Source organism: Massilia varians (genome assembly GCF_027923905.1).
GTDB classification, from domain to species: domain Bacteria; phylum Pseudomonadota; class Gammaproteobacteria; order Burkholderiales; family Burkholderiaceae_D; genus Telluria; species Telluria varians_B.
This window is the reverse complement of the sequence record NZ_AP026966.1, coordinates 3983377-3995844: the sequence shown is the minus strand read 5'-3', so window position 1 is coordinate 3995844 and position 12468 is coordinate 3983377. Positions and strand designations below refer to the sequence as shown.

The 12468-nt window shown below is 69.4% G+C and carries 11 protein-coding genes; 3 read left to right on the top strand and 8 right to left on the bottom strand.

The annotated features are described in order from the left end of the window. Positions 1 to 5: 5 nt before the first annotated feature. The 7 genes from MasN3_RS17965 to MasN3_RS17935 form a co-directional block, all read right to left on the bottom strand. Positions 6 to 752 (bottom strand): hypothetical protein, encoded by a 747-nt coding sequence (locus MasN3_RS17965; protein WP_281909020.1) that lies wholly within the window; start codon positions 750 to 752, stop codon positions 6 to 8. A gap of 72 nt (positions 753 to 824) precedes the next feature. Further along, on the bottom strand, positions 825 to 1598 hold the full coding sequence (locus MasN3_RS17960; RefSeq protein WP_281909018.1) for an SIR2 family NAD-dependent protein deacylase: 774 nt from the start codon (positions 1596 to 1598) through the stop codon (positions 825 to 827). Beyond that, entirely contained in the window at positions 1595 to 3268 is a 1674-nt protein-coding gene (locus MasN3_RS17955; protein ID WP_281909017.1) for a hypothetical protein, read from the bottom strand. The genes MasN3_RS17960 and MasN3_RS17955 overlap by 4 nt, the downstream gene beginning before the upstream one ends. Before the next feature lie 37 nt (positions 3269 to 3305). Then, entirely contained in the window at positions 3306 to 4718 is a 1413-nt protein-coding gene (locus MasN3_RS17950; protein WP_281909016.1) for a glycosyltransferase family 2 protein, read from the bottom strand. Then, positions 4715 to 5770: a HEAT repeat domain-containing protein gene (locus tag MasN3_RS17945; protein WP_281909014.1), complete on the bottom strand. Its 1056-nt coding sequence runs from the start codon at positions 5768 to 5770 to the stop codon at positions 4715 to 4717. The genes MasN3_RS17950 and MasN3_RS17945 overlap by 4 nt, the downstream gene beginning before the upstream one ends. Continuing rightward, the gene (locus tag MasN3_RS17940; RefSeq protein WP_281909013.1) at positions 5767 to 6165 is read right to left on the bottom strand and encodes a response regulator transcription factor; all 399 of its coding nucleotides are present in this window, start codon (positions 6163 to 6165) and stop codon (positions 5767 to 5769) included. Before MasN3_RS17940 ends, MasN3_RS17945 begins: the two co-directional genes overlap by 4 nt. Positions 6166 to 6398: 233 nt before the next feature. After that, a complete protein-coding gene (locus tag MasN3_RS17935) occupies positions 6399 to 6611 on the bottom strand; it encodes a DUF3820 family protein (protein WP_281909012.1) in 213 nt (70 codons plus the stop codon). 74 nt (positions 6612 to 6685) lie between these two features. On the opposite strand from MasN3_RS17935, the gene MasN3_RS17930 reads away from it, so the two are divergent. Beyond that, entirely contained in the window at positions 6686 to 7111 is a 426-nt protein-coding gene (locus tag MasN3_RS17930; RefSeq protein ID WP_281909010.1) for a DUF1810 domain-containing protein, read from the top strand. 117 nt (positions 7112 to 7228) lie between these two features. Continuing rightward, a complete protein-coding gene (locus MasN3_RS17925; RefSeq protein WP_281909008.1) occupies positions 7229 to 8851 on the top strand; it encodes a PKD domain-containing protein in 1623 nt (540 codons plus the stop codon). An 11-nt stretch (positions 8852 to 8862) separates the two neighbouring features. Here the strand turns inward: MasN3_RS17925 and MasN3_RS17920 are convergent, their stop codons facing one another. Then, positions 8863 to 10782, bottom strand: a complete 1920-nt coding sequence (locus MasN3_RS17920; RefSeq protein WP_281909006.1) for a PAS domain-containing hybrid sensor histidine kinase/response regulator — start codon at positions 10780 to 10782, stop codon at positions 8863 to 8865. A 155-nt stretch (positions 10783 to 10937) separates the two neighbouring features. Here MasN3_RS17920 and MasN3_RS17915 point away from each other — a divergent pair, with 155 nt between their 5' ends. Continuing rightward, entirely contained in the window at positions 10938 to 12440 is a 1503-nt protein-coding gene (locus tag MasN3_RS17915) for an NYN domain-containing protein (RefSeq protein ID WP_281909005.1), read from the top strand. The last annotated feature ends 28 nt before the right edge of the window (positions 12441 to 12468 follow it).

Sequence of the window (12468 nt, the reverse complement as noted above, 5' to 3'; positions counted from 1 at the left end):
CGATCCTAGCGGTAGAAATCGCGGTCGATGAAGCTGACCACGTCGAGCGAGCCCGCGAAGGCGATGCTGCTGTCGTCCGCGATGCGCTCCGGGGCGCTGAACAGCACCTTGCAGCGGCCTTCGGTGGCGTCGGCGACGGCCTTGCCGTCGACCAGGATCGCGCCGCCGTCGTCGTGGAAGCAGGCCTTGATGCCGTCGTAGGGCTGGCGCTTGACGTTCCTCAGGTATTCGTGGGAGTGCGCCGAGATTTTTCCCTGTACCGCGGCGATCTGCGCCCGTGCACGGCGGATGTCGCGGTAGGCCATGCGCTGGCTGGTCGGCACACGCAGCGTCCACCACACGCCGAGCCAGGGCCTGTCGACGTCGCTGATCACGAGCGCGGCTTCCTGGTCGTAGGCGTCCTGGATCGCCGGCAGCGAAAAATAGGCGCCGCGCCGCATCGGTACCGTGGCCCTCACCGACTTGCCGTGCACGGTGATCGCGTGGCCCGGCGGGACGAACGCGTCGCGCTCGGCTTCCGTCTTTCCCGAATAGGCAAGGCGGTACCACAGGTCCACCAGGTGCGGCTCGGGCGGCATGTGCTGGTGCAGCTCGTATTGCACCCCGAGGAAGAAGCGGTAGGAAAGCTCGGCGGTGTTGCGGGCCGCCGTCGTCACGACCGTGGAGACGGCTGGCGCCGGCTCGACCGGTTGCGCCGGAGCGGCGCATCCGTCGACGGCGACGGCAAGCAGGGCAAGGGGAAGCAGGCGCATCGTGCTTGGGCTTTCCGGTAGAGGCAAAGTCTTGACTCTACTGGTAAAACACGCCGGAAAATTCACCGAAACTCACGCCGGCCGCCAGGCATGGCTGATCAGGGCCGGCAACACCTGGGCGGCGCTCCCCCGCAGGTTCCAGGTGCACACGCGATCCAGCCCGCTGGCGGCCGGGTTGACCTGGACGACCTGGCTGCCGGCCCGGCGCGCCACCTCGGGAAGCTGGGCCACCGGATAGATCGTGCCCGAGGTGCCGACGACGATCAGGAGATCGCAGCTGCCGCATGCGTCGAATGCGCGCGCGAGGACGGCCTCGGGAAGCGCTTCGTTGAACCACACCACGCCGGGCCTGACCGGGCCGCCGCAGGCCGGGCAGCGTGGCGGCGCCAGGCGCCGGCCGCCTTCCGGCTCCACGGGCGCGGCCGCCGGCAAGACAAACGGGTGGCTACAGTCGGCACAGCGCGGATGATGGAGGCTGCCGTGCAGGTGCTGCACTTCATGGCTGCCGGCACGCTCGTGCAGGTCGTCGACGTTCTGCGTGAACAGGGACAGGCGTTCGACGCGGCCGGCGAGCTGCGCGATCGCGACGTGCCCCGCGTTCGGCTGGGCCGACAGCGCCTTCATGCGCCGCCATTCGTACCAGCCCCAGACCAAGGCGGGATCGCGCCGGAAGGCATCGAGCGTGGCAAGCGAGGCCGCGTCGAAATGCTGCCACAGACCGGTCAAGGCGTCGCGGAAGGTGGGAATGCCGCTTTCCGCGGACACCCCGGCGCCCGTCAGCACCATGACGTGTTGCGCGCCGTGCAGCGCGGCGACCAGGCCGGGATCGACATCGGTCGCGCTCATCGCCATTCGTGCAGCGCGATCCCGGCAAAGCCCGGCCAGGCGCCGAAATCGGCTTCCAGGCGGGGCAGCAGGGCGCGCAGCGCGTCCTTGTTCTGGTGGAAGCTGGTGGCCGAACCGTCGATCGGGCGGCTGTCCACCAGCTTGTAGGACAGGGCGTTCGGATGCGCGAGCGGCTGGCGCAGCAGCACCGCTACCTGCTGGCCATCGAGCGTGAACAGCAGCATGTCGCCCGCGGCGCCCATCTGCGCGCGGCGGTAGCGGCGCTGGGTCTCGAGCGGCAGCGGGCCCGCTTCCAGCGCGATGCGCACGCGCTTGCCGGTGGCCGCGCCCCAGTCCAGGAAGGGGATGGCGAAGCCGAGGATCTGGTCGGGATCGGTGCGGTAGTCCATCACCGAGACCGCGTCGGCATGGCGCGCCAGGCCGTCCAGCACCGCCTGGCGCTCGCCCCACCAGAAGGGCACGACGAATTCGAGCGGCATGGCGCCCGCCGCTTCGCGCAGCGCCGCCAGGGTGGCCACGTACTCGGCATCGAGGCGCGCGGCCGGCAGCACGTGCTCGGGCAGCAGATAGGGTTCGATGTCGAACTGGATGCCCTTCAAACGCGCCACCGGTTCGGCCGCGGCGTTGTAGGCGGCGTAGGCGCGGGCGCGTGCGGCGGTGGCGGCGCGCTCGCCCGGTAGCACCATGTGCGGGTCGCCCTCCACCGCGCTGATGCCGATGCCGCGTTGTCCGGCGCGGCGCACGAAGGCGGCCAGCGCGTCCGGGTCGCGGACGCGGCCTTCTTCCAGCGGCACCACCACGAACAGCTCGCCCATGCGTTCGCGCGCGGCCCAGTCGAGCAGCGCGTCGCCGCGTTCGAGCCAGGCGCCGCGGTCCCAGATCCAGGTCGAGCGCGGCGCCGCGCCGGCGGCTTCCGGCTCCAGCGTGAGCGCATCGAGCAGCAGCTCGCCGCCGCCGGCCGGGCAGGCCAGCACGAAGTGGCGCCAGCCGGCCCGGTCGAGGGCGGCGGGCAGGCCCAGCCGGGTGTCGCCGGCTGCGCCGCGTGCGGGGAGCTGGCCCATGTCGAGGGCCGACTCGCGCGCCGCGCCGGCCGCGTCCGCGGCCTGCCAGGCGAATTGTCCCTTGCCGGAATGCCTGGCCACCAGCTGCCCGCGCAGGCGCGGGAGGAACCACGGCCCCGTGAGCAGGACGCCGGCCGGGCGCGTGCCGGCGCGGCAGTCGACACGCAGGCGGCCCCCGTCGAGGCGCGCCCGCACCCGTTCCTCGACGCCGTAGCTGCGCACCTGCATCGCGGCCAGCAGGTTGGTCCGCAGCGGCATCGGTGCGGGCTTTGCCGGCTGCCGGCCGGCGCCGTCCGGCACCAGGGTCTGTTCACTGACGGCGAAGCCGCCGTCCCTGGCCTGGCCCTGCAGCAGGATGGTGGCGGTCGGCGTGCTGTCCGTGCCCAGGACGTGCAGGGCTTCCACGCTGGCCGCGCCGAGTTCGAGCGAGCGGCAGCCGGGCAGCGCCGCCGCGCCGGTGACGACGAAGCGCAGCTCCCTGCCGTCCGGCCCGAGGGCCTTGGCGGAAGGGCTGCCGCCAGGCGCCGCCCCACCGGGGCACAGGTGCAGGAAAGCGGCGTGGGCGGGAGCGCTCATCGACAAGAGAAAAATGAAGGCAAGCCGTGACATGGCGTTCAGTGTAGCGAGGACGGCCGGCTTGCCGCGCTCATTTGCCGGCCGGGGTCTGGCCGTCTTGTTGCCAAGACCCTTTGCGTTTCATCGTTCCCCAGGTCGACTCCTTCTGCATCGCCCAGCGCCACAGGCCGGTCAGGCGCCAGAGGGAATTGAGCTGGCGGTAGCCGAAGTTCTCCAGGATCACCACCAGTCCCAGCATCAGGAGCTGCCTGCCGCGCGGGTAGATGTGGAAGGACATCTCTTCCAGCAGCAGGCCGGAGGCCGACAGCAGGATGCCCAGGCCGATGGCGACGAACAGGAAGGCGCCGAAGGCTTCCCAGGAAATCATGCCGCTGAAGTAGGCCCAGATCATGAATACATAGCCGCCGATCTCCACCAGCGGCCCCAGCCACTCGAACAGCACCATGAACGGGAAGGCCACCCAGCCCGGCGCGCCGCCGTTGCGCGAGAACGGCAGGCCCCAGTTGGCGTTCAGGCTTTCGGCCAGCCCGCGCTGCCAGCGGATGCGCTGGTTCTTCAGGGTGCGGTAGTCCTCGGGCGCCTCGGTCCAGCACACCGGGTCGGGCACGAATTCGATGCGGTAGGGCTGGCGCTGCTCGCGCAGCAGGCGGTGCATGCGCACCACCAGTTCCATGTCCTCGCCGATAGTATCGCGGCGGTAGCCGCCGGCCAGCACCACGGCGTCCTTGCGGAACACGCCGAAGGCGCCGGAGATGATCAGCATGCCGTTCATCGACGACCAGCCCAGCCGCCCGAAGAGGAAGGCGCGCAGGTATTCCACCACCTGGAACAGGGCCCAGATGTTTTTCGGCAGCCCGACGCTGGTGAGGAAGCCCCCGCTGACCGTGCAGCCGTTGGCCACCCGCACCGTGCCGCCGGCCGCCACCACGGTCGGGTCGCGCAGGAAGGGCTCGGTGACCTTGGCCAGGCTGTCGCGCTGCAGGATCGAATCGGCGTCGACCCCGCACACCAGCGGATAGCGCGAGACGTTGATCGCGGCATTCAGGGAATCCGCCTTGCCGCCGTTGAGCTTGTCGATCACGCGCACGTTCGGGTAGCGCGTCGAGCGGTAGATGCCGCGCACCTCGGCGGTCGGGATCTGGCGGCGGTAGGCCTCGGGGAAGGGCAGCAGGGCGAACTCGCGCTCCAGCACGTCCAGCGTGCCGTCCTTGGAGCCGTTGTTGACGATGATGATCTCGAATTCCGCGTAACTCAGCTGCAGCATCGAGCGTACCGAGGCGGCGATGGTGGCTTCCTCGTTATACGCCGGCACCAGGATGCTCACCGGCGGCTCCAGGCCCGAATAGGCGCGTGGCAGGTCGGCGATGAACAGTTCCTGGCCCTTGACGCGCAGGGCGCGCAGCGCGATCGCGTTGAGCAGCAGGTAGCCGCCGTTGAGCGCGATGAAATAGCAGAACACGAACCAGGTAATGAAATCGGTCATGCCTGCTCCTCGGCCAGCACCTGGTCCAGCATGTCGAGCGCGAAGCGGTCGGTGAGCGAGGCGCGGACCGCCTCCAGATCGGCCTGCGCCAGCCGCGGCAGTTCGCGCAGCGCCTGGGCCGCGCGGTAGCGCACCCACCATTGCGGGTCGCCCAGCAGGCTGGTCAGGCGGGCGGCGTCGCCGCGGTCGCCGACCCGGCCCAGGGCCCGCGCGGCCTGCACCCGCACCTGCCAGTCTTCGTGGCCGAGCAGCGTGCGCACCTCGTTCAGGGCGGCGGGCTCACGCACCCCGCGCAGCGCGGCGATCACCACCGCACTGGATGGGCTGTGCAGGGCGCCGGCCAGCACCCCGGCCGGCAGCATGACCCGCAGGGATTCGGCGATCCGCAAGGCGCGCGGCAGCCGCTCTTCGGGCAAGCCTGGCAGGATGCGCGCCAGCACTTGTGCCACCGGGCCGCTGGCCTGCTGCAGGATGCCGGCCACGTGCGACAGCGCCCAGTCCTCGCGCTCGATGAACAGCGGCGTCAGGTACTCGGCCGCGGCGTCCGGATCGACCCGCACCAGCGCCCACAGCGCGCTCAGCGACAGTACGCTGTCGGCGGCGCTGGCCAGCGGCAGCAGCTGGGGCCAGGCGGCGCGGTCGCGCAGGTGGCCCAGCACCAGGGTGGCCAGCAGGCGTTCGTCGCGCGCGCCGCGCGCCAGCATGTCGCGCGCCAGCGCGTCCACGCCGAGCCGGCGCGCCACGCCGTTGAGCGCTTCGTTGGCTTCGCCGCGCAGCGAACCCTGCAGGTGCGCCCACAGGTGCAGGAAGGGCAGGCGTTCGCTCGGACGCAAGGACGGCAGCGCCGGTTCCTCGCCCACGATGGCCTGGTTCAGCAGCGGACGCCAGCGCGCCACGGCGCGGGCCGCGCGGCGCTCGCGCCGCCGCAGGTTCATGCGCAGCAGCACGATCTGCAGGGCCAGCAGCAGGGTCAGGATGAGAGCGACCGTCCCGGTCCAGACCGCGACGGTGACGAAACTGCCGGTGCCTGCGGGCAGGGCGCTCGGCGTCATGGCCCCGTCTTCAGGAAACGCCGGACCCGTGCCAGCAGTTCGTTCGGCTGGAAGGGCTTGATGACGAAATCGTTGGCGCCGGCGTCGAGCGCGCGCACGGTGTCGCGTTCGGTATTCTTGGCGGTAAGCATCAGGATCGGCACGCCGGCCCAGTCGCTGCGTTCGCGCGCCAGCCGCACCAGCTCGAAGCCGTCGACGTAGGGCAGCATGACGTCGAGCAGCACCAGGTCGGGCTGCTCTGGCGCGTTGCGGATATGTTCGCTCGCCGCGCGGCCGTCGGCCAGGTGGACGACGCGGTAAGCCTGGCGCTCGAGCATGAAGCGCAGGACCTGGGCGATGTGCTCGTCGTCCTCGACGACCAGCACGAGGGGAGGGGAAGCTTGTTCGTTTTCCATCGAATTCCGGTAAGGCGGTGCCGCCGCTAAGAACCTATCCCAGTAGGGAGGAGGAAGTTGCTGGCGATGCATGGCAAGCGCGGGCAAGGCGCGAGGAGGCCGCATGGCTCTGGCCATGCAACGACGAGCAACGCAGCACCCGCTTGTCAGGCGCGCCAGCAACGACTCATTCCCTGCTGGGATAGGTTCTAAGTATAGCTGACAAGCACTGGAGAGGTGCCATTCGATGTTGCTTAGCGGCTACGAAGCGGGTCGAGCAGGCTGCGCAGATTATTATGGTCGAGCTCGTACATCAGGGCCAGCAACTGGCCCAGTTCGCCACGCGGAAAGCCTTCGCGCGCGAACCAGCCCAGGTAGTGGCCCGGCAAGTCGGCAATCTTGCTGCCTTTATATTTCCCGTACGGCATGTCACGCACGAGCAGTAGAGAGAGATGATGGGTGTCCATTGGCGCGTCCTAGGGAACGCACTTTAGCAAACAATCTCAAAGTCATAGCATGGTCGGCGTCGGAGGTGAGTACGATGAACAATGAATTCGACCTGGAACGCTTCGTCCAGGCCCAGGACCCGGTGTACGCCACGGTGCTCGCCGAACTGCGCACCGGCCACAAGCACAGCCACTGGATGTGGTTCATCTTCCCCCAGCTTGCCGGGCTCGGCCGCAGCGAGATGGCGCAGAGCTACGCGATCGCCTCCAGCGATGAAGCGGCTGCCTACCTGGCCCATCCGGTGCTGGGCGCACGCCTGCGCGAGTGCGCGGGCATCGTGGCCGCCCGTGACGACCTGTCCGCCGAAGCGCTGTTCGGCCACCCCGACGACCTCAAGTTCCGCTCGTCGATGACCCTGTTCGCCGACGTCGCGCCGGACGAGGCGGTGTTCCAGGCCTGCATCGACAGGTACTTCGATGGCGAGCCGGACGATGCCACCCTGGCCCGGCTGTCGGGCTGAGCGTCGCTGCGCGGCGCGCCGTCGAACGCGTTTGCGGTAGTTCGTCCTGCCTGCCCGGTGGGCGTTCTACATTCGTCCTGCTCATGCGGGCGCATGAGAACACTACCGGAGACAGACATGCGACATTTCTTGATAGTAGCAGGCATGGCGGTGCTGGCGAGCGCAGTGGCGGCCGGCAATGTCCTTGCTGCGCCAGGAGGGCAGGAAGAGCACAGGGCCGGGAGCCCGGGCAAGGACGTCTATGGCATCGTCAATCTGGCGGGCGGGACCTTTGGTTTTGTCGCCGGCATCAATGCGCGCGGCCAGGCCGCCTTCGAATACTTCGGACCCGATGGCCTGCTGCACGTCGGCTATTTCGACGGTACGCGCGTGACCGACATCTCACCGCCGGGCAACCACACCGCCTTTCTTGGCGATTTGAACGACCGGGGCGAAGTCGCCTTCTCGGCAAGCATTGTCGAGCCTGGAAAGCCTGAAGGCACGCCGTTCCGGCCGTTCCGCTGGTCCGCGTCGCGCGGCCTGCTTCCCTTGCCGAGCCCGAGCAGCGACGGCGCGACTTTTGTCACGGGCATCAACAAGCGCTCCGAGATCGTCGGGCGATCCGTCCTCTCGGCCGAGGACGGCAGCGACCGCGCCGTGCGCTGGAGCGCGGCGAACCGCCTGATCCAGTTGCCCGCGCCGGCCGGCATCGGCCCGACCTATGCCAGCCACATCAACGACGACAACGTCACCGTCGGCTCCGGAGACAGGGCGGGCGGGGTGCCGAACGTGCTGGCATGGGATGCGGCTGGCCGGACGATGGATCTCGGTCCTTTCGGCAAGCGCTTCGCATTCGCCTCGGTCAACAACAACCGCGGCGAGATCGCCGGCATGCTCGACACGCTGAGCCCGAACCTCAGCGGCTTCCTGTGGAGCCCGGACAAGGGCGCAGTGCGTATCGGCGCCCGCACCATCACGCACGCCCTGAACGGCATCGGCGAGGTGGTCGGGCGCAGGGTCAGCGGCAACGCCGACCCCGCACCGCGCGCCTTCCTGTTTTCGCGCGCGCGCGGACTGGTCGACCTGCACCCGCGCGGGTTCCAGGCCTCGGAAGCCAATGCCGCCAATGAGCGCGGCGTGGTGGTCGGCCTGGCGCAGCGCGCCGCGGGCGACAATATCGCCTACCGCTGGACCCGCGGCGGCGCGGTCGACCTGAATACGCGCCTGCTCGACCCGCCCACGGGCCTGGTGCTGAACGCGGCGCTGGCCGTCGCGAACAACGGCGACATCGTGGCCAGTTCCAACGCCGGGGTGGTGCTCCTGCGCGCCAACGGCGGCGGCACCGATGCGCCGGTGCTGGGGCCGATCCGGCACGCCGCGCCGCGCCTGAACCAGCCGCTCGAGATCACGCTGTCCTTCCGCGACCGCAACCTGGGCGACACCCATAGCGCGACGGTCGACTGGGGCGACGGCAGCGGTCCCCAGGCGGCGGGCCTGCGCGAATACCGGGGCAAGGGCGAGGTGCGCGCCAGCCATACCTACACGTCCAACGGCGACTACAGCATCGTCGTGCGCGTCAGGGACTCGACCGGCAAGCTCACCCAGCTGTTCGAGCAGATCACGATCCTCGACCTCGGCACGCCCGGCATCCAGGGTCAGGGCGCACGGGCGTACCCTGTGGGCACGGCCGTGCGCCGGCAACAGCAGGCGCGCGCGCTGGCGGCGACACTGCGCCATGGGCCGGCGCAGGCGCTGCGCTAGGAAAGACCGGTTCAGGCCGTGGCCAGGATCGCCGCGAGCCGCTCCATGTCCACCGGCTTGACCAGGTGGTGGTCGAAACCGGCGGCCATGATCTGGCGGCGGTCGCTGTCCTGGCCATACCCGGTGACGGCGACCAGCAGGGCATCCGTCGTGACCGGGTCGGCGCGCAGGCGGCGCGCGAGCTCCTTGCCGTCCATCTCCGGCAGTCCGATGTCGAGCAGGCAGACCTGCGGCGCGCTTGCCCGTGCGCGTTCGAGGGCGGCCAGCGCGCCGTGTTCCACCAGGGTCTGGTGGCCGGCCGCTTCCAGCACCATGGACAGGGTCACGGCCGCGTCGACGTTGTCGTCCACGACCAGGACCCGCAGCGAGGAGGCGGTGCCGGCACTGGCGGCCGTGGCGGCCGCGCAGGTGTCGCCGCACGGCGCCATCTGCGCGGGCAGGCAGGGCAGGCACACCGAGAAGCTGCTGCCCAGCCCCAGCCCCGGGCTGGCGCAGGCGACCGAGCCGCCGTGCAGCTCGACCAGGCTCTTGACCAGCGCCAGCCCCAGGCCGAGTCCGCCCAGCGAGCGGTCGACGCTGCGCTCGGCCTGCGCGAACAGTTCGAACACCCTCCCGGTCAATTCGGGCGCCATGCCGATGCCGTTGTCGCTGACCTCGATGCAGGCTTGCGCGTTTGCGGCATGGGCGTGCAGGGCCAGATGTCCGCCTTCCGGGGTGTATTTGGCGGCGTTGTTGAGCAGGTTGGCCACCACCTGCACCAGCCGCTTCTTGTCGCCCATGACCACAACCGGCCCGGATGGCGGGGCCAGCGCCAGCGCGTGGCGGCGCGCCTCGATCTGCGGCATGACCTGTTCCACCGCGTCCTGCAGCACGGTGCGCAGGTCGACTGGTACGCGTTCCAGCTCCACCAGACCACGGGTGACGCGCGAGACGTCGAGCAGGTCGTCGATCAGCCCGGTCATGTGGCCGACCTGGCGCGCGATGATCTCGCTGGTTCGCCGCACCAGCGCCTCGTCCGGCTTCATGCGTTGCAGAAGGGCGGCCGCGGCGCTGATCGGCGCGATCGGATTGCGCAGTTCGTGCGCCAGCATGGCCAGGAACTCGTCCTTGCGGCGATCCGACTCGCGCAGCCTTTCCTCGGCCGTCTTGCGCTCGGTGATGTCGCTGGCGGCGCCGATCCATTCGACCACCTGCCCCTTCGCATCGAGGATCGGCACGGCGCGCGACAATGCCCAGCCGTCGCTGCCGTCGACGCGGCGCACCCGGTGTTCGAGCTCATACACGGAGCCGGTCCGGATCGCTTCGAGCACGGCGGCGTGCACCCGTTCCTGTTCGTCGTCCGGAATGTAATCCTCCAGCCAGAACGAGCGCGGCCGCTCGGTGTCCTTCAGAAAGCCGCGCCCGTCGAGTTCGCGCAATTCGGTCCAGTCGGCATTCATCCGGTACACCACCTGGCCGGCAGTGGTCAGCGCCCGGAACCGGTTCTCGCTCTCGCGCAGCGCCCGCTCGGAATGGATCTGCTCGGTGACGTCCTTGGTCGTATGCGAGATGCATGCGATGGCGCCGTTCTCGCCGAACACCGGGGCGCTGTAGGCGTTCCAGAACCGTTCTTCGAAGCCGATCGTACCGTCGGGGGTCTGCACCGGGATCGGGTAGCGCTGTACCGGAAGCATATCCGGCTCGCCGGTCGCCAGCACCTTGGCGAACGAGGTGCGCAGCTCGGCCTCGTTGGTGCTGCTGCCGGGGTCGTCCGGATTGGAAGGGAAGGCCACGAACAGGCTGGTGCCCACCAGCTCCTCGCGCCGGCGCGACGACGCCTTCAGGAAGGCATCGTTCACGGCAAGGATCACGGCCTCCGGCGTCGGGGACAGGAGGTACTTGCCGATCGGCGAACTGTTAAACGCTGACTCGAAGACGGATGACGAAAGCATGGGTCAATACAGGGTCAGAGCATGAAGGAAACACAATTATAAAAGCGAAGTGCTTGCCATGACACATTTACTGATGCAACGCGCGCCGCCAGGAAGAAGCGGGATGCGTATAATCGCGGTCAGTTTGTCCTTCTATTAATCGAAAGCAATAATTCATGGCTACCTCCGACAACATCAGCATGGCGGTGTTCTGCGACTTCGAAAACGTCGCGCTCGGCGTGCGTGACGCCAACTACGAGAAATTCGACATCAAGCCGGTGCTGGAACGCCTGCTGCTCAAGGGCAGCATCGTCGTCAAGAAAGCCTATTGCGACTGGGACCGTTACAAGACCTTCAAGGCGCCGATGCACGAAGCGAACTTCGAACTGATCGAAATCCCGCACGTGCGCCAGTCGGGCAAGAATTCGGCCGACATCCGGCTGGTGGTCGATGCGCTCGACCTGTGCTACACCAAGTCGCACGTCGATACCTTCGTCATCATCTCGGGCGACTCGGATTTCTCGCCGCTGGTATCGAAGCTGCGCGAGAACGCCAAGCGCGTGATCGGCGTGGGCGTCAAGCAGTCCACCTCGGATCTCCTGGTGGCGAACTGCGACGAATTCATCTTCTACGACGACCTGGTGCGCGAAGTGCGCCGGGCCGCCGCCAAGCGCAAGGAAGAGCTTGACGCGCGCCGCGGCCAGCCGTCCACACGCCGCCCGAGCGACGACAAGCGCCGCGAGGAGCTGGAAGCGCGCAAGGCGCAGGCGCTCGAGATGGTGGTCGAGACCTTCGATGCGTTGGTGCTGGAACGCGGCGACACCGGCAAGATCTGGGCCTCGCTGCTGAAGGACACCCTGAAGCGCCGCCGTCCGGATTTCTCCGAGACCTTCTACGGTTTCCGTACCTTCGGCAACCTGCTGGAAGAAGCCCAGGCGCGCGGCCTGTTCGATTTCGGCCGCGACGAGAAATCCGGCACCTACGTGTTCCGCAGCGCCTCGGCGCCGGTGGCGATGCCGGCGCCCGAGCTGGTCGTGGCGCCGGACACCCCGGCCGGCGAGGAAGCCGCCGCCGTCCAGGGCGGCGAAGAAGCGCCGCAGGCCGAGGCCAAGCCGGAACGCGGCCGCCGCGGCCGCGGCGGGCGCGGCGGCAGGGGCCGCGAGGCGGCGCCCGCAGCGCCCGAGCTGAATGCGGTGGACGCCGCCCTGGCTGCGGAACTGCTGCCAGGCCCGGCCGTCACCGAAGAAGCGGCGCCGGAAGCGGCGCCGGCAGAGGCGGCGCCCGCAGCCGAACCGGTGGCCGAACCGGCCGCCGACAACGCGGCCGAGGAAGCCGCCGCGGAACCGGCGCCGGCCCCGGTCAAGGAACGCCGCCGCGCACCACGCAAGCCGGCCGCCAAGAAGGCGGCGGCGCCAGCGGCCGCCGATCTGCCCGACCCGGCCGTGGCGCCCGACAGCGCCGCCGATGCGCCCGCAGTTGCGCCCGCAGTTGCCCCGGAAGCCGCGCCGGAAAACGTTTCGGAACCGGGCAGCGGCGAGGCGGCACCAAGCGATGCCGACGCTGACGCCAAGCCGGCTCGCAAGAAGAGCACCCGTCCTGCCCACAAGGCCCCGGCCCGCAAGAGCGCCCCGCGCGGACGCCATCCGGCCAAGCCGAAGACCCCGTCGGAAAACGGCTGACGGCGAAGGCGGCGCGTGCGCCGCGCGT